A 15,571-nucleotide genomic window follows, 5' to 3' on the forward strand; every position below is an offset into this window, starting at 1 on the left:
TCGCTCCGCATGAGGTCGCGGATCGAGGCGGGCGTCGGTGCGCTCGTCGTCTGCTCCGGGCGAGGCTGCAGGCCGCGTCGTGCGTGCGGGCTCATCGGGAGCCTCTAGCGGAGTGGCCTGACCTCGCCGCGGAGGCGTCGGCGTCTCGGGCTCGCGACCCAGCTGGCCCGACGGCCGAGGCGGAGGAGGTGCGGTCCCGTTCTCCGGCGAGCCCTCTCGCGAGGCGGTCCGAGGCCGGAGCGCTGGCTCGGTCGGCCTCGGTGGTTCCACGGAGGGAGTGGGGGTGGCGGCCGGTCGCGGGTCCGGGCGGGGCGCGTCGGTCGGCTCCCAGTTCGGTCCGACCACTTCTGGGGGCGCTGGTGACGAGACGTTTCGCGAGGGGCGCGCCGGGGCAGAGCGCGGGTCGGGCTCGGGTGCGCCGGCCGTCGGGCGAAGCGGGGCGTCGGACGGCGGGTCGGTCGGGGCGCGCTCGGGCGTCGTCGGCGGCGCCTCCACGATGGCCTCCAGCGGAGGCGCCAGCGGGCTGAGCGTGGGTAGGGGCTCGAACGGCGAGCGCTGGCGGGGGCGGAGGGCGCCCGCGGGCTCGTGGCTTCGCGCCAGCAGGCGCTGGAGGTAGCCCGTCACGCGTCCAGGAGCTGGAGGTACTGACCCCGGCGCCACGCGCTCATCGCGAGCACGTCGCGCTCGGCCCAGCCGTACGCCGAGGCCAGCCGGTGGACGTCGCGGAGCAGGCGGGGCGCCCACGCCTCGAACTCGGCCCAGACAAACGACGCCACGTCCAGCACGTCGGACCACTCGTGGCCGCACGCCACGCACGTCATCGCGAGGTCGACCTCAGCGAGCGGGTCCGCCTCGGCCATCGCTTGCGCCAGCGCGGCCCGGACCTCATGACCGAGGTCGGCGACGGGCTCGCCGTTCGAGTCATGGGCCTCCAGCACGCAGCGGCGGAGGAGGCCGTCGGCGTCGGTGGCGTCGAGCAGGTCGCGGCTCGTGGGGAGGCGGAACGTGACCGTGGTCCCGTTGTGGTCGAGGCGGAGCGGCTCGGGGGCGGCCGCCGGCGAGGCCGCGCGGAGGTCTGCGCCAGGGACGGTCAGCTCGAGGCGCTCGTCGCAGGCCGGGCAGCGCGTCTCGATCTCCAGGGCCGGCCCGAGCGTCCGCTCGCGGAGGCGGAGCAGTCGCGCATCGCGCCGGCCGACCGGGAGCGCCGCGAGGGCGCCGGGCGGCTCGTCGGGGTGTGCGGCGCCGAGGAGGAGGAGGGCGCGGGACGCTGCCGGCAGCGCGCGCCCGCGTTCGCAGGCGTCGAGGAGGTGCGCGGCAGACAGCGGGTCCATGGCCAGGGGGCGGGAGAGGGAGAGGGCACCGGTGGGCTGGGCCTACGGCTCGACGAACGACGGCTCCTTGGGCTCGACCACGTCGTAGTCCCGCTCCCAGCCCTCGTTCTCGAGCTTGATCGACTCGATGAGGACGGCCTCGCCGTTGGCGTCGAGGTCCGAGAGCGCCTGGTACTCCGAGACCCAGCAGCGGTAGACCTTGTAGGCCATGACGAGTTGGCCGGCCACGTTGTAGACCTCGATGATGAGGTCCTTGCGGAAGTCGGCGAGCGAGACCTCGGCGCCGAGGCCGGCCCCGTAGTTCCAGACCTTGTTGGCCCACCGCTCGAACTCCTCGTCGTGGGTCTTCCCACGCTCGAGCGAGATCGCGTCGTACTCGGTGCGGCCCGGCGACTTCCGCGTCGTGCTGGGGTCCGCGCCGTCGCGGTGCTCGACGAGCTTGGTCGTCCGCTTCAGCGCGCCGACCTTGCTCACGCCGGCGACGTAGCGGCCGTCCATGATGACGCGGAATTTGAAGTTCTTGTACGGGTCGAACCGTTCGGGATTGGTGCTGAACTGGGCCATGGCGATGTCGGAGGCGTGAGGGGGCCGGGGCGGGGGTCAGACCTCGAGCTGGCCCGCCATCTGCTGGATCTTGACGATGACGAACTCGGCGGGCTTGAGCGGGGCGAAGCCCACGACCACGTTCACGATGCCGCGGTCGATGTCGGCCTGCGGGTTGACCTCGGCGTCGCACTTGACGAAGTAGGCCGCGTTGGGCGAGCTCCCCTGGAAGGCGCCCTGGCGGAACAGCGTGTGCAGGAACGTGCCCACGTTGAGCCGGATCTGGGCCCAGAGCGTCTCGTCGTTGGGCTCGAACACGACCCACTGCGTGCCACGGAACAGGGTCTCCTCGATAAACAGCGCGAGCCGGCGGATCGGGATGTACTTCCACTCGCTGGCGAGTTGGTCGGCCCCGTCGAGCGTCCGCGCGCCCCAGGCGACGGTCCCCACCACGGGGAACGTCCGGAGGGCGTTGATGCCGAGCGGGTTGAGCACGCCGTTCTCGGCGTCGGTGAGCGTGTACTCGAGCCGCTGCGTCCCGCGGAGGACGGCCTCGGTGCCGGCTGGCGCCTTCCAGACGCCGCGCGTGGCGTCGGTCCGGGCGTAGACGCCGGCCATCGTCCCAGAGGAAGCCACCTCGCGGAGGCGGAAGTCGTTGAGCGGGTCGGCGACGGCGGGCCGCGGGTAGTAGAGCGCGGCGTTCTTGTGGCGGAGCGTCGCGTTGCTGTCGAGCCACGCCTCGATCTCCGTCGGGAGGTCGAGCGGGTTGGCCGCGGGCTGGGGCGCGTCGAGGATGTAGAAGGCGCGCTCCCGGGCGGCGAGGGCCGTCGCCTCGGCGGCGACCTGGGCGGCGTCGGTGTCGGCCAGCCGCATCGTGTCCGGGATGCAGAGGAGGTTGAAGAGGTCGACGTCGAGGAGCGCATACATCCCCGACTTGTCGCCCTCGGAGCCGATCAGGGCGGCGGCGTTCGGGAGGGCCCCGTCGGCGCCGACCTGCTGGGCCCCCGAGCCGGGGAGGACCTGGGCGCCCGCCGCGGTCGGCGCCCCGAGCACGTACTGCTGGACGTTCGTGCGGGAGGCGTCGTCGAGGCCGAGGAGGCCGGCCAGCGTGTCGCCGTCGGCGCCGACGTCGGAGAACGAGACCACGTGGGCCGCCCCCGGGGCGCTCACGTGGAGGTGCTGCTGGGTGGTGGCGCTCCCGATCGCGCGCACGGTCACGGCCGCCAGCGACGCGTCGGCGGCGCGGATGCGCGACTGGAGGTCGGAGGCCAGCGCGGGGACGGACGCCGGGGCGCCGGCGGCGATCGCCACCTCGTGGGTGGTCGCCCCTCCATCGGCCGAGACCTTCAGCGTCTCCCCGCCGCTCAGCGTGCCGAGGCTGACCGGGCCGCTCAGCGTGCCGGAGTGGGCCGGCCGCGCCGTCGTGGCCGGGGTCCCGACGGCCTCGGCCCGCACCAGTGCCGAGCCCCCGTTCACCACGTCCACGACGTACCGCGCGCTCGCGGGGTCGAACGTGAGGTTGCGGAACACCTCGGTCGCCACCGCCTGTGTCCGCCCGTCGACCACGCCAAACTCGAGGACTGTGAGGTTGAAGGTCGTCGCGGGGTCGGCGGTGTTGTAGTCCACGAGGGCGCGGAGAGCGTTTCCCCACGCGCCCTCGCTGGCGGCGGTCAGCGTGAGGAGCCCCGTGGGGGCGTCGGCGGCGTTGCCCAGGACGATGGCGGCCGCGGCGGGCCCCGCGTCCACGCCGCCGGCGAGCATCGTGGTGCCGGCCTCCGGCCGGCCGGCGCCGCCGGGGAGCGTGGCCGTCACGAGGGCCGACCCCGTGGCGACGTTGTTGATGGCGTCCCTCGCTTCCGCCAGCGTCACGTCGGTGTAGTCCTCCGTCGTCGACGGGTCGTCCGCCAGCGTGAGGTGGAGGTTGAACCGCGTCGCCGTCGTGGCGCCGTCGTAGTCGACCTCGGCGCGGACCCCGTTCCCGTACGCGCCGACGGCCGCCGCCTCGAGGGCCAGCAGGTCGGTGGCCCCGTCGCGGAGGGTGGCGGTCGCGGTGGCCGCGGCGACGGCGGCGGCCGTGCGGACGACGTAGGCCTGCCCCCCCCCGTTCAGGAAGAACTGCTGGACGGCGTAGGCCGCCTCGCTGTCGGCGCGGAGGCCGCCAAAGGCCCGCTCGAAATCGCCGAAGTTGAAGATGCGGACGGCCTCATCCATCGGGCCGCGCGAGAAGTAGCCGAGGAACGCGGCGACGGAGGTCGCGACCCCGGTAATCGTGCGCACCCCGCTGGGCACTTCCTCGATATAGACGCCGGGGTACGTCGGAGCTGTCGGCATGGTCGGCTGGGGCTAGATGGGTCGCGGCCGTCGTGGAGGCATCGCATCCAAAGGGGCACGGTTGCGGGAGGGGCGACCGGTGCTCCGCGACGGGGTCAGCGAGTTGAAAGAGCGGGGGGATAATGAGTGTATGACATCGGCGGGGAACAGGGACCATCCCCCGGTGCGACTCGAGTAGACACTCATCGGTACCGGATTCCCGGCCGACCCCTGTCGCCCCACGGACCGGACGCCGAGAAAGAGTTCGTACCGTCGTGCTCCAAGCCGCTCTCGATGAGGCCTGTGCGTCCTAGAGGGTGCCACAGGGCTCACATGAGACGGTATTGGTCCCTCCTGAGTGAGGGACGCCGTCCGGTCGTCGGGCCCGAACGGACGTGAGCCCAGGCCCCGACCTCGTCGGTGGGGCCGCAGGTCGCAGAGTGCTAACCGCTTGGGTGTTGGTGACGAGCCGCCCTCGTCGCCGATGGAGCCTCGCGGACCGGGCGCTTACCGCTCGGCCTCGAACGGGGCCGCGGGGAGGCCCTCGGCGCTCGTGAGCGTGGCCGCCTCGGGGTTGTTGGCCCAGGCGTAGCGGACCGAAACCGGGTCCGGCACGGCGTCGCTCCACACGAGGACCCGGTCGCCGTCGATCTCGGCATCGGCCCAGTGCCAGATGCCGTCGGCGCCGGCGATGGCGAAGCCGCCGAGCGGGAGGCCGTCGCGGGTGCTCAGCCCTCCGCCGAGGTGGGTGAAATACACCTCGGCGCGACCGTCGGCGACGTCGAGATCCTCGAACCGCGGGCCGGAGTACTCGAGGTCGTCCTCACCGTAGACCAGCGCGCGGGCCGCCAGCGACAGCCGGTGGCCGACCGTCTGCTTGTCGCGCGGGTGGATGTCGTCGGGGTCGCCGACGTCGTAGGTCACGGCCTCGGCCGTGTGGTCGAGGTCGAGCGCCGCGCTCTGGCTGGCCCGGAGCGTGGACCACGTGCCGGCGTCGTCGGGGCCGGTCGGGGCCGCCATGAAGTTGGCGAGCTGGACCCAGAAGAACGGGAGGTCGTCGTCGCCCCACGCGTCGCGCCAGCCCTCGATCATCGACTGGAAGAGGCCGGCGTAGGCCGCGGCGTCCTCGACCGAGTTCGCGTTCGACTCGCCCTGGTACCACAGCACGCCGGCGACGGGCTGGACCGTCAGCGGCGCGACCATCTGGTTCCACAGGAGCATCGGGACCTGGTTCGTCTGGCTGCCCGCCCCGATCTGGGCGACGCCGACCTTGAACCGCCACCCGGCGCCGGCGAGCGCCCGGCGCGTCCCGTCGGCCAACTCGAGCGCAACTCCCTCGGCGGGCCCGTAGATGCCGCCGCCGCCCTGGAAGTCCTCGACGCGGACCACGAGCGTGTTGGCGCCGGCCCGGAGCGCCGAGGCGGGGACGGCGTAGTGCCGCTCCTGGTTATACGCGTTCGGCGTTCGGCCGACTTCGACGCCGTTGACCCACGCGACGTCGCCGTCGTCGATCATGCCGAGGTGGAGCGTGGCGCCCGCGGCGGCCTCGGCCGGGGTGAGGGTGAACGAGGTGCGGTACCACGCGATGCCGTCGAGGCCGGGGTAGCCCTGCTCCTCCCACAGGCCCGGCACGGTGATCGTCCGCCAGTCGGAGGTGTCGAGGTCGGGCGCGGCCCAGACGGGCTCGCCGCCATCCATCCCGGCGTCCTCCGTCGGGATCTCGCCGCCGAGCGACGCCATGAGCTGCGCGCGGACGGCCTCCTCCTTCTGTCGCTCGGCCTCCCAGACCGCCTCGACGTCGCCCTCGCCGTAGCCGAGCATGGAGGGGCTCATCCACGGCTCGATCCGGCTGCCGCCCCACGACGTGTGGAGAAGCCCGATCGGCACGTCGACGCCCGCCTCGCGGAGGTCGCGCGCGAAGAAGTAGCCGACGGCCGAGAAGTCGCCAACGGTCTCGGGCGAGCCCACCGCCCAACTCCCCCCCACGAGCTCGTCCTGCGGCGTCTCGGCGAACGACTGCGGCACCTTGAAGTGGCGGATGGACGGGTCCGTCGCCGCCGCGATCTCGGCCGCCGCGTCGTTGGCGTCCTGGACCGTCCACTCCATGTTCGACTGGCCCGACAGCACCCACACGTCGCCGACGTACAGGTCGTCGGCCTCGGCGGTCTCGCCGCCCGACGTGACGACGAGCGCGTGCGGCCCGCCGGCCGGCATCGCCGGGAGGTCGACGCGCCAGCGGCCGTCCGCGTCCGCCTCGGCGGTCTCCCCAGCGTCCCCGAGGCGGACCGAGACGTCGGCGTTGGGCGAGGCCCAGCCCCAGACGGGGATCGCCCGGTCGCGCTGGAGCACGGCGCCGTCGGAGAGGACGAGCGGGAGGCGGAGCTGGGCGTGGGCGGCCGTGGCGAAGGTCAAGGCCACGAGGGCGAGGAGGACGATGCGCATGGGAGGGGAAGAGCGGCGCCCAAGGTTCGCACTCGGCGGGCGCTTCCGCCAGTCCCGCTACGCCGCCCGTCGCCGGCCCGTCACGACGCGTTCGACGCGCTGATCCGGCGCGAGCCACCGGCCGTCGCCGCCGTCCACCGGGTAGGCGTTCGGGGCGCCTGGGACGAGGTCGCGCGACGCCCGCGCCGGCACCTTGCGGAACCGCTGGCCCTGCCACCAGAACAGCGCGCCCGGCGGCAGCAGCACGAACGCGACGGGCGCCGGCCGCGGGGGCGGGACGTCCACGCCGCACCGCGCGAGGGCCTCCTCGGCCGAGAGCCCCTCCTGCAGCGCCAGCGCGATCGCGAGCTGGCGCGGGCCCTCGGCGGCGGCCTCCGGGCCGAGCCGGGCCAGCAGTCGGTCGACCGCCACACGAATGTCGTCGGGGGTGGGGGCGGACACGGGGTCAGGCGTGAGGCGAAGGCGTGAGGGCTCGGGTCGTCTGGAACGCGGACCTCGGGCTGGAGGCTCCGCTGGGTTCGACGCAGGGCAGACGCCTCGGCTTATTCCGCCTCGGCCCCGAGGCGGACGGGGCGGGGGCCCGTACGCGGGGCGTCGTCCCGCCGGAGGCGAGCTACGCGAGGACGATCTGCTTGCGGAGCCGCGCGACCGGGACGTTCAGCTGCTCGCGGTACTTCGTCACGGTCCGCCGGGCGATTGGGAAGCCCTCCTCGGCCAGGAGGTCGGCCAGCTTCTGGTCGCTGTACGGCTTCGTCTTGTCCTCCTTGGCGATGATCCGCTCGAGGAGCGCCTTGACCTCCTTGTTCGAGACCTCCTCGCCCTCGTCGGACGTGATGCCCTCGGAGAAGAAGTGCTTCAGCTCGTAGACGCCGTACTCGGTCTGGACGTACTTCCCATTCACCACGCGGCTCACCGTCGAGATGTCCATGTGGATGATGTCGGCGATGTCCTTGAGGATCATCGGCTTGAGGTGGCCCTCGCCGTGCTCGAAGAAGTCGTGCTGGACCTCGACGATGGCCTCCATCACCCGGAGGAGCGTGTTGCGCCGCTGCTGGATCGAGTTGATGAACCACCGCGCCGACTCCATCCGGGTCTTGAGGAAGTCCTTCGTCTCCTTGGCCTTCTCGTCGCCCTTCGTCTTCTTGGCCGAGAGGTCGTTCCACATGTTCCGGTAGTGCCGGGACACGCGGAGCTCCGGGGCGTTGCGGCCGTTGAGGAGAATCCGGAAGTCGTCGTTGTCGCGCTCGACGGTGAAGTCGGGCGTGATGTAGTTCGTCTGCGTGGCGAAGTCGCCCTCGCCCGGCTTCGGGTCGAGGCTGCGGACGAGGTCGTAGGCCTCCTTGAGCTCGAAGTCGTCGAGGTTCAGCTTCCGCTTGATGGCGTCGAAGTGCTTCATCGTGAACGGCTTGTAGCAGTCCCGGAGCATGTCGATCGCGTTCTCGCGGCCGTCGACCTCGTCGCCCAGCACGTCGAGCTGGATGAGGAGGCACTCGCGGAGGTCGCGCGCGGCGATGCCGACGGGGTCGAGCCGCTGGATCCGCGAGAGCACGCGCTCCACGTCGTCCTCGGTGAGCACGACGCCGTAGTTGAACATGACGTCGTCGAGGATCGACTCGACGGGCCGGCGGAGGTAGCCGTCCTCGTCGATCGACCCGATGATCTGGTCGGCCACGAGCTCTTCGGTCTCGTCGAGGTCGAGGAGGCCGACCTGCTCGCGGAGGCCCTCCGCCAGCGACGACAGGGCCGGCATGGGCGACTCGCGGTCGTCCTCCTCAGCCGAGTGATCGACCTGGGCCTTGTAGCCGTAGAGGTCGTCGGGCGCGTTCAAGAACTCGTCCCAGTCGAACTCGTCGTCGGACGACGACTGGGTGTCGTCGGACGGGAGGTCGTCGTCGAGGTCGCTCGAGCCGTCGTCGGTCGGCTCGTCGGAGTTGTCGAGCTGGAGGTCGTCCTCCTCCTCGCCCTCCTCCAGGAGCGGGTTGCTCTCGAGCTCGGCCTTGATCCGCTGCTCGAGCGCGAGCGTCGGCAGCTGCAGCAGCTTGATGTACTGGATCTGCTGCGGCGAGAGCTTCTGCTGGAGGCTTTGCTTTTGCTGGAGGTTGAGCATCGGGGGGACGGACGACGCGGGGGGTATCGGAAAGCGAGATGGGCCTGTTAAGAGGCGGCCGGCGCGGGCGCCTCGTCCTGCGGCCCGATGCCGACGTCGAGGCGGCGCTGGCGGAGCGTCTCGCGGAAGCGGTCGACCCAATCGGCGCCGTACTTCCGGGCGAGCGGGCGCTCGAGGAAGTCGGCCAGCTGGACACCGGTCCGCTCGCCGTGGGGCACGGCCGGGGCGCAGAGGTCGATCCGCTCGTAGTTCAGCACGTCGACGGCGTCCTCGCCCTCGCCGTACGTCTCGGCGCGGACGGGGTAGAGGTGGCACGAGACGGGCTTCTCGAAGCCGAGCTTGCCCGCCCAGAACGCCTGCTGGAGCGCGCACTTGGCGACGCCGGAGCCGGCCCCGCCGCCGTCGTACACCACGAACACGCACTCGCGATTGCGGACGGTCGTGGTGTGGTAGCCGCCGCGCTCGGTGCCTTCCCAGACGCCGCGCCGAGCGATCTCGGCACGGGCCTCGGGTCGGAGCCGATGCTCGACCACCGGCAGCGCGTGTTCGAGCGCCTCGCGCTCGTCGGGCTCGAGCGGCGCGCCGCGGTCGCCGTGCACGCAGCACGCGCCGAAGCAGCTCCCGAGGTGGCACGCGAAGGGCGCGTCGAGGAGCGCGTCGGAGACGAGGACGTGGTCGACAGCAAACATGGTTCCAACGTAGGTCCGGGGGCGGTCCGCGGTCAACGGAGAAATCCCCGGAGGCCGTGCCCGGAGGCCCGGCCTGCCTCGGCGGACGACCGAGGCGGGCACCTCCGCGTCGAGGCGGCAGTCCTACTCGCCCGCCAGCGCGGCGCGGGCCGCCGGCGCGATCCGCCCGACCCATCCGGCGTAGGCCTCGGCGCGCGGGTGGAGCCCGTCGTGCACGACGAGGTCGCCCTGCAGGCGCGAGAGCCCGGTGATGTCGACCCACGCGACCCCGGCCGCCTCGGCCTCTTCGCGAGCGATGGCGTTGAAGGCGTCCACTTCGGCCGCGATCTGGTCTGGCGTCCGCTCTGCTTGTTCGGCGAACGGCGTCACGCTCCAGTCCGGGAACGACACCGCGACGACGCGGCCGGGGTCGTCGCCGGCAAAGCCGATGGCCCGGCCGAGCACGCGGCGGTAGTCCGCCCGGTAGCCGTCGAGCGAGTACCGCCGGTACTGGTCGTTCACGCCGATGAGCAGCGTGACGAGGTCGAATGGTCCCTGCGGGTCCGCGGCGCCGATGCCCGCGTCGAGCTCGTCGACCGTCCATCCGGTCTGAGCGACGATGATCGGCGGCTCGACGTCGAGGCCCGAATCGCGGAGCGTGTCGGCGAGCTGGTTCGGCCAGCGGTCCGCCCGCTTGGTCCCCTCGCCGATGGTGTACGAGTCGCCGAGGGCGAGATAGCGGACGGGCCCGGCGGGCTCCGGCGTCGGGGCGGGCGTGGGCGACTCGGACATGCAGCCGGCGGCGAGGACGAGGAGGGCGAGCGCGAGGCGTCTCATGCGACGGCGTCGAGGATCGCGTCGGCGACGGCGGCCTTCGAGGCGGTCGGGATCTCGACGCGGGCGCCGTCGCGGCCGATCAGCGTCACGCGGTTCGTGGCGGAGCCCATGCCGGCGCCGGCCTCGCCCTGCACGTTGAGCGCGATCCAGTCGAGGTTCTTCCGTTCCAGCTTGTTGCGGGCATGGGTTTCGCCGTCGTGCGTCTCGAGCGCGAACCCGACGAGCGTCTGCCCGTCCCGCTTCCTCTCGCCGAGCGTCGCCAGCACGTCGGGCGTCCGGCGGAGCGCGAGCGTGAGGTCGCCCTCCCCCTTCTTGAGCTTCCGGTCGGAGGGCGCGGCCGGCGCGTAGTCACTCACGGCGGCGGCGGCGATGACGAGGTCGGCGTCGGCGTGCGCGAGGGCGGCCTCCAGGAGGTCGTCGGCTGAGACGATGTCGACGCGCTCGACGCCGGGCGGCGTGTCGAGGCGGACGGGGCCGGCGAGGAGCGTCACGCGGGCCCCTCGCCGAGCGGCGGCCGCGGCGAGGGCGAACCCCATCGTCCCGGTCGACCCGTTGGAGAGGAACCGGACGGGGTCGATGGCCTCCCGCGTGGGCCCGGCCGTGACGAGCACGTGGCGGCCCGCGAGGGACCGGTCGGGCGTCTCCACCTCGGTGCCGAGGCGGGGGGAGCCAAGCCACTCATCGATTCGCCGGACGAGCTCTTCGGGCTCCGGCAGGCGGCCGTCGCCGACGAGGCCGGAGGCGAGCTCGCCGTGGGCGGGCGTGACCACCTCGACGCCGTCGGCCCGGAGCTGGCGGACGTTCCGCTGCGTGGCCGGGTGGCCCCACATGTCGTGGTCCATGGCCGGCGCCACTAGGACTGGGCAGCGCGCTGAGAGCACGACGGCCGTCAGCATGGAGTCGCAGAAGCCGCCGGCCAGCTTCGCGAGCGTCTGCGCCGTGGCGGGCGCGATGACGACGCCATCCGCCCAGAGCCCGAGGTCGACGTGCTTCGTCCACGCCGTCTGGGCCTCGCCCGCCTCGGGGAACAGCTCCGTCAGGACCTCGCGGCCCGCCAGCGTCGCGATGGTGAGCGGCGGGATGAAACGGGCCGCCGCGGCCGTCATCACGGGCTGGACCTCGGCGCCGGCCTTGACGAGGCGGCGCGTGAGGTCGGCGGCCTTGTAGGCCGCGATGCTCCCCGTGATGCCGAGGACGAGCTTTTTTCCTTCGAGCGACACGAGGCGGTGGGCGGAGAGCGGGGGCGTCCCCCCACGTACCCCGCCCGACGGACTAGGCTCCGTCGCCCTCGGCCGCGGTCGGGTTGCGGAAGTAGAGCTCGTCCTGCTCGAGCTCCTCGATGGCCGCGCGGCTCGGCTTCGGCTGGCGCTCGTACTCGAGCGAGATGCGGAGCTGGTCCTCGTTCGAGCGGAGCTCCTCGGCCGGGTCGAGCGAGAGGTCCTCGAAGTAGCTCAGGCGCTGGTCGAGCTCGGCCTTGGTCTTGGCCGAGAGCTGCCGGGCGCGCTTCGAGAGCACGGCGACGGTTTCGTAGAGGTTGCCGGTCGCCTCGGCCATCTTGGCCGTGTCGAGGGTCTGGATCGCCATGAAGTAGGGGGTTCGGTGCGCAGGAACGGGACAGAGTACGCGCGCCCGCGGGGCCGGATCGGCTAAAAACGCGGGAAGGAGTCGGGGCGAGGGGGGCGGGGATGAGGGCTTCGGCCTCACGCCTCGTCCCGCATCCCTCTCGATTCCAAGAACTCCCGGACGTGGGCGACGGTCTCCGCGACGGCCGCATCGAGGTCGTCGTTGACGATGACGGCGTCGAACTCGGGGGCGGTCGCCATCTCCATCTTGGCCCGTTCGAGCCGTGTCGTCACCTGCTTCTCCGTCTCCGTCCCCCGCGCGTGGAGCCGGTCGGCGAGGGCCGTGAGGCTGGGCGGGGCGATGAACAGGGTCCGCGCGGCGTCGCCGTAGAGGCGCTTCACGTTGAGGGCGCCCTTCACGTCGATGTCGAGCACGACCGCTCGGACGTCGTCCATCCGGGCGATCCGCTCGACCTCCTGGCGGAGCGTGCCGTAGAACCGGCCGGGGTAGACCTCCTCGTGCTCCAGGAAGTCGCCGGCGTCGAGGCGTTCGCGGAACGCGTCGGGCGAGAGGAAGAAGTAGTCGACCCCATGGCGCTCGGCGGGCCGCGGGTCGCGCGTCGTGGCCGAGACCGAGAACCGGAGGCCCTCCACCTCGGCCATCAGCCGGCGCGCGATCGTCGTCTTGCCCGCGCCGCTCGGCGCCGTGAGCACGATGAGGTTCATGAGGGGTGGGGACTGAGGACGTGGGGGACTCGGGACTGGGGAGGGGCGGTGAGCCCCTGGTCCCCGCAGTCCCCAGTCCCTCAGACGACGTTCTGCACCTGCTCGCGGATCTTCTCGAGCTCCTCCTTCATCGAGACCGAGAGGCGCGTGAGCTCGGCGTCGTTGGCCTTCGACCCGATGGTGTTGACCTCGCGGCCGATCTCCTGGGCCAGAAAGTTGAGCCGGCGGCCGACCGGTTCGGCCTCGACGAGCGCCTCGCGGAACTGGTCGAGGTGGCTCCGGAGGCGGACCGTCTCCTCCGTCACGTCGAGCTTGTCGGCGAGGAGGACGGCCTCGGCCTCGAGGCGGCCGGGGTCGAGGTCCGGCACGTCGGCGAGGTCGCCGAGGCGGTCGCGGAGGCGCTGGCGGGCGACCTCCAGCCGGATGGGCGCGCGCTGCTCGACGTCACGGGTGAGGCCTTCGAGGGCGTCGGCGCGGGCGGCGAGGTCGTCGTGGAGGGCGGCGCCCTCCGCGCGGCGCATGGCCTCGAGGCGGTCGAGCGCGTCGGCGAGCGCGGCCCTCGTCGCGGCCCACGCGGTCTCGGCGTGCGCGGGATCGGGCGGGGCCGGGGCGAGGACGTCGCCGGCGCGGAGGAGGTCGGCCACCGTCACGGCGCCGGCGCCGAGGCCGGCCGCCTCGGCGGCCTCGCGGAGGAGCGCGCCGAGCCGGGCCGCCGCCGCGGTGTCGACGCGGAGCCCGCTGTCGCCGTCGCCGGCCGAGGCCGACACGTGGACGGTCGCGTTGCCGCGGTCGATGGCCACTTTCACGAGGCCCTGGATCGCGGCCTCGCGCTCCGCCAGCTCGCCGAGCCCGCGGACGCTGACCTCGGCGAACCGGCCGTTGACGGTGCGGACCTCGACCGTGGCCTCAGCGTCGCCCTCGCGGGCGGTGCCGCGGCCAAAGCCGGTCATGCTGCGAAGCATCGGGGTGCGGGTGGGGGAGCGACGGCGAGCGGCAAACCTACGGCGTGCGAAGGCGATCTCGCGTGGGGCTCGTGCGTAGACGCCGCATGCCGACTGTGCCCACCCTGCCGCCGCCCGCGCCCGACCAGCGCGCCCGCCTCGCGGTCCTCGCCGCCCTCCGCCACCATGAGGACCTCGCCCAGCACTACGTGCTTAAGGGCGGCCTCGTGCTCCAGCGCGTCTACGGCTCGCCCCGCGAGTCCGACGACATCGACCTCAACCACGTGCGCGCCCACGAGAACGCCCTCACCGATGCGCACGAGGTCACGCTCCGCGACGTCTGCGACCGGCTGGCCGAGACGGTCCAGGACACGGCGCCGCGCTTCGGGCTCGACCAGGCCACGCTCCGCATCGTGAAGTGGAGCCAGCTCCTCCCAACCGTGTTCGCCGAGGTCGACTATCGGACCGACGACGCGGAACCGGTTGAGGGCGCCGTCGAGGTCCAGGTCACGCTGTGCGAGCGGGTCTGCCACACGGCCCTCGCGCGGATCGACGGCGTGCCCGTCCTCGCCTCGACGCTCGACGACGTCGTGGCCGACAAGCTCAAGGTGCTCCTCCAGCAGCGCCGCCGCGGGAAGGTCCGCCACTCGGACGTCTACGACCTCTGGTTCGCGCTCTCGGTCGCCCCGTTCGTGCCGGACCCCGACGTCGTGCGCGAGGCGCTCCTCGTCAAGATGGCATCGTGGCCCGAGTACCTCCCGATCACGCGGTCCCAGTTCCGCGCCGTCGGCGTGCGGACGTTCGCGGAGCAGGGCTACCGCGCGCTCCGCGCCGAGCAGCCGGGGCTCCCGTTCGCCCCGTTCGACGTGGTGTGGCGCACGATCGAGGCGTTCGTCGACGCGATGGGGCTGCCTGAAGGGGAGCCGGTCGAGGTCGCCTGACGTTCTCCGCCTCGACGCCGAGGCGGGCGGGGTCAGGGGAGGAAGTCGGCTTCGAGGAGGTCGAAGTTGAGCATCGCGCCCGCCAGCGCCCCGCTGGCGGCGGCCGTCGGAACCGACTGCATGGCCGTGGCGATGTCGCCCGCTGCGTAGACGCCGCCCACGGGCGTCCGGCCCCCCACGTCGACCGCGAGGCGCCCCGTGTCGGTGAGCGGGCAGCCCAGCCGGTGGGGGAGGTCCGAGCGGAGTTCCTGGTCCGGGCGGAGGAACAGGCCGGCCCGGGCCACGCGCTCCCCGTCCGCCAGCACGACGGCCTTCAGCGTTCCGTTCTCGCCCTCCAGCCGCTCGATGGGCTCCTCGCGGACGGCGACCCCGTTTCGCTCGAACCGCTGGCGCTCGTCGTCGTCGAGCCCGCCGGGGCCGTCGGTGAACAGGACGAGGTCGTCGGTCCACCCCCGGATGAGCCGGCCGAGGTGGTGCGCCGCCTCGCCGCGGGCCAGGACCGCCAGCGGCCGGCCGGCGACTTCCCAGCCGTGGCAGTAGGGACAGTGGAACACCCCGGTCCCCCACAGCTCGGCCATCCCGGGCACGTCCGGCAGCACGTCGCGGACGCCCGTGGCGAGCACCACGCCACGCGCCTCGACGCGCTCTCCGCCCTCGAACGTGACGACCACGCCGTCGCCCGTCCGCTCCGCATCGGTGGCCCGCTCTCGACGGACGGTCACGTCGTAGGGCGCGAGCTGGTCGAGGCCGAGCCGGACGAGGTGGGCGGGTGGCGTGCCGTCCCGCGTGAACACGTTGTGGGCCGCCTCGGCGGGGGCGTTCCGCGTCGGGCCGTCCGCGGCGAGGAGGACTCGGCGGCGGGACCGGCCGAGCGCGAGGGCAGCGCTGAGACCGGCGGGGCCGCCTCCAACTACAATGGCGTCGAACGGGCGGGGAGGCATGAGGGCACCGGGGAGGGATGCCATCGGACGGGTCACCCTGAGCTCCTCTTACCTGCACTCCAGGCGCTCATGGGCCTCGTCCCACAGGGCGCCATCCGCAAGGAGACCGCGAGGCGCGGCGGGTTCGACGTGTCGCGGCCGAGTCGAGCCGCCTCGGTCGCTCCGTCCGCCGGCCTACCGAGGTCGGCGGACGGCGTCGGCGAGCGGCCTCGACGATCAGGC

14 protein-coding genes are annotated in these 15,571 nt (G+C 72.9%); 1 reads left to right on the forward strand and 13 read right to left on the reverse strand.

Annotation, left to right across the window (positions count from 1 at the left end; translation table 11 throughout):
- Window positions 1–620: 620 nt before the first annotated feature.
- The 12 genes from BSZ37_RS05985 to BSZ37_RS06040 all read right to left on the reverse strand — a co-directional run bounded on the left by BSZ37_RS05985 (window position 621) and on the right by BSZ37_RS06040 (window position 13,476).
- A complete protein-coding gene (locus tag BSZ37_RS05985) occupies window positions 621–1,331 on the reverse strand; it encodes a T4 family baseplate hub assembly chaperone (RefSeq protein WP_218830418.1) in 711 nt (236 codons plus the stop codon).
- Window positions 1,332–1,373: 42 nt separating this feature from the next.
- Complete coding sequence (locus BSZ37_RS05990; RefSeq protein ID WP_095509671.1) at window positions 1,374–1,895, reverse strand: phage tail protein; 522 nt, start codon at window positions 1,893–1,895, stop codon at window positions 1,374–1,376.
- A gap of 36 nt (window positions 1,896–1,931) precedes the next feature.
- Window positions 1,932–4,205 (reverse strand): phage tail sheath C-terminal domain-containing protein, encoded by a 2,274-nt coding sequence (locus tag BSZ37_RS05995; protein WP_095509672.1) that lies wholly within the window; start codon window positions 4,203–4,205, stop codon window positions 1,932–1,934.
- Between the two features lie 486 nt (window positions 4,206–4,691).
- Window positions 4,692–6,626 carry a sialate O-acetylesterase gene (locus BSZ37_RS06000; protein ID WP_095509673.1) on the reverse strand — a complete coding sequence of 645 codons (1,935 nt, stop codon included), beginning with the start codon at window positions 6,624–6,626 and terminating at the stop codon, window positions 4,692–4,694.
- A gap of 57 nt (window positions 6,627–6,683) precedes the next feature.
- Window positions 6,684–7,067 carry a hypothetical protein gene (locus tag BSZ37_RS06005; protein WP_143537572.1) on the reverse strand — a complete coding sequence of 128 codons (384 nt, stop codon included), beginning with the start codon at window positions 7,065–7,067 and terminating at the stop codon, window positions 6,684–6,686.
- A 172-nt stretch (window positions 7,068–7,239) separates the two neighbouring features.
- The gene (rpoN, locus tag BSZ37_RS06010) at window positions 7,240–8,733 is read right to left on the reverse strand and encodes an RNA polymerase factor sigma-54 (RefSeq protein ID WP_095509675.1); all 1,494 of its coding nucleotides are present in this window, start codon (window positions 8,731–8,733) and stop codon (window positions 7,240–7,242) included.
- A gap of 47 nt (window positions 8,734–8,780) precedes the next feature.
- Window positions 8,781–9,422 (reverse strand): DUF3109 family protein, encoded by a 642-nt coding sequence (locus tag BSZ37_RS06015; RefSeq protein ID WP_095509676.1) that lies wholly within the window; start codon window positions 9,420–9,422, stop codon window positions 8,781–8,783.
- Between the two features lie 123 nt (window positions 9,423–9,545).
- Complete coding sequence (locus tag BSZ37_RS06020) at window positions 9,546–10,193, reverse strand: GDSL-type esterase/lipase family protein (RefSeq protein WP_095512326.1); 648 nt, start codon at window positions 10,191–10,193, stop codon at window positions 9,546–9,548.
- A gap of 41 nt (window positions 10,194–10,234) precedes the next feature.
- Complete coding sequence (gene coaBC / locus BSZ37_RS06025) at window positions 10,235–11,458, reverse strand: bifunctional phosphopantothenoylcysteine decarboxylase/phosphopantothenate--cysteine ligase CoaBC (protein WP_095509677.1); 1,224 nt, start codon at window positions 11,456–11,458, stop codon at window positions 10,235–10,237.
- Window positions 11,459–11,510: 52 nt separating this feature from the next.
- Window positions 11,511–11,822, reverse strand: a complete 312-nt coding sequence (locus BSZ37_RS06030; protein ID WP_095509678.1) for a DNA-directed RNA polymerase subunit omega — start codon at window positions 11,820–11,822, stop codon at window positions 11,511–11,513.
- 116 nt (window positions 11,823–11,938) lie between these two features.
- Window positions 11,939–12,526: a guanylate kinase gene (gene gmk / locus BSZ37_RS06035; protein ID WP_095509679.1), complete on the reverse strand. Its 588-nt coding sequence runs from the start codon at window positions 12,524–12,526 to the stop codon at window positions 11,939–11,941.
- 80 nt (window positions 12,527–12,606) lie between these two features.
- Window positions 12,607–13,476: a YicC/YloC family endoribonuclease gene (locus tag BSZ37_RS06040; RefSeq protein ID WP_179299498.1), complete on the reverse strand. Its 870-nt coding sequence runs from the start codon at window positions 13,474–13,476 to the stop codon at window positions 12,607–12,609.
- A gap of 98 nt (window positions 13,477–13,574) precedes the next feature.
- Between BSZ37_RS06040 and BSZ37_RS06045 the strand changes: the two genes are divergently transcribed.
- Complete coding sequence (locus tag BSZ37_RS06045) at window positions 13,575–14,408, forward strand: nucleotidyl transferase AbiEii/AbiGii toxin family protein (protein ID WP_095509681.1); 834 nt, start codon at window positions 13,575–13,577, stop codon at window positions 14,406–14,408.
- A 32-nt stretch (window positions 14,409–14,440) separates the two neighbouring features.
- Here the strand turns inward: BSZ37_RS06045 and BSZ37_RS06050 are convergent, their stop codons facing one another.
- Window positions 14,441–15,349 (reverse strand): NAD(P)/FAD-dependent oxidoreductase, encoded by a 909-nt coding sequence (locus BSZ37_RS06050; protein WP_095509682.1) that lies wholly within the window; start codon window positions 15,347–15,349, stop codon window positions 14,441–14,443.
- Window positions 15,350–15,571: the final 222 nt, after the last annotated feature.

It is taken from the genome of Rubrivirga marina, from assembly GCF_002283365.1.
Classification (GTDB): domain Bacteria; phylum Bacteroidota; class Rhodothermia; order Rhodothermales; family Rubricoccaceae; genus Rubrivirga; species Rubrivirga marina.

Bases quoted from the DNA above. Each gene is read 5' to 3' on its own strand.
- BSZ37_RS05985 (WP_218830418.1), bottom strand. From the start codon at position 1,331: ATGGACCCGCTGTCTGCCGCGCACCTCCTCGACGCCTGCGAACGCGGG.
- BSZ37_RS05990 (WP_095509671.1), bottom strand. From the start codon at position 1,895: ATGGCCCAGTTCAGCACCAATCCCGAACGGTTCGACCCGTACAAGAAC.
- BSZ37_RS05995 (WP_095509672.1), bottom strand. From the start codon at position 4,205: ATGCCGACAGCTCCGACGTACCCCGGCGTCTATATCGAGGAAGTGCCC.
- BSZ37_RS06000 (WP_095509673.1), bottom strand. From the start codon at position 6,626: ATGCGCATCGTCCTCCTCGCCCTCGTGGCCTTGACCTTCGCCACGGCC.
- rpoN (WP_095509675.1), bottom strand. From the start codon at position 8,733: ATGCTCAACCTCCAGCAAAAGCAAAGCCTCCAGCAGAAGCTCTCGCCG.
- BSZ37_RS06015 (WP_095509676.1), bottom strand. From the start codon at position 9,422: ATGTTTGCTGTCGACCACGTCCTCGTCTCCGACGCGCTCCTCGACGCG.
- BSZ37_RS06020 (WP_095512326.1), bottom strand. From the start codon at position 10,193: ATGTCCGAGTCGCCCACGCCCGCCCCGACGCCGGAGCCCGCCGGGCCC.
- BSZ37_RS06030 (WP_095509678.1), bottom strand. From the start codon at position 11,822: ATGGCGATCCAGACCCTCGACACGGCCAAGATGGCCGAGGCGACCGGC.
- gmk (WP_095509679.1), bottom strand. From the start codon at position 12,526: ATGAACCTCATCGTGCTCACGGCGCCGAGCGGCGCGGGCAAGACGACG.
- BSZ37_RS06040 (WP_179299498.1), bottom strand. From the start codon at position 13,476: ATGACCGGCTTTGGCCGCGGCACCGCCCGCGAGGGCGACGCTGAGGCC.
- BSZ37_RS06045 (WP_095509681.1), top strand. From the start codon at position 13,575: ATGCCGACTGTGCCCACCCTGCCGCCGCCCGCGCCCGACCAGCGCGCC.
- BSZ37_RS06050 (WP_095509682.1), bottom strand. From the start codon at position 15,349: ATGCCTCCCCGCCCGTTCGACGCCATTGTAGTTGGAGGCGGCCCCGCC.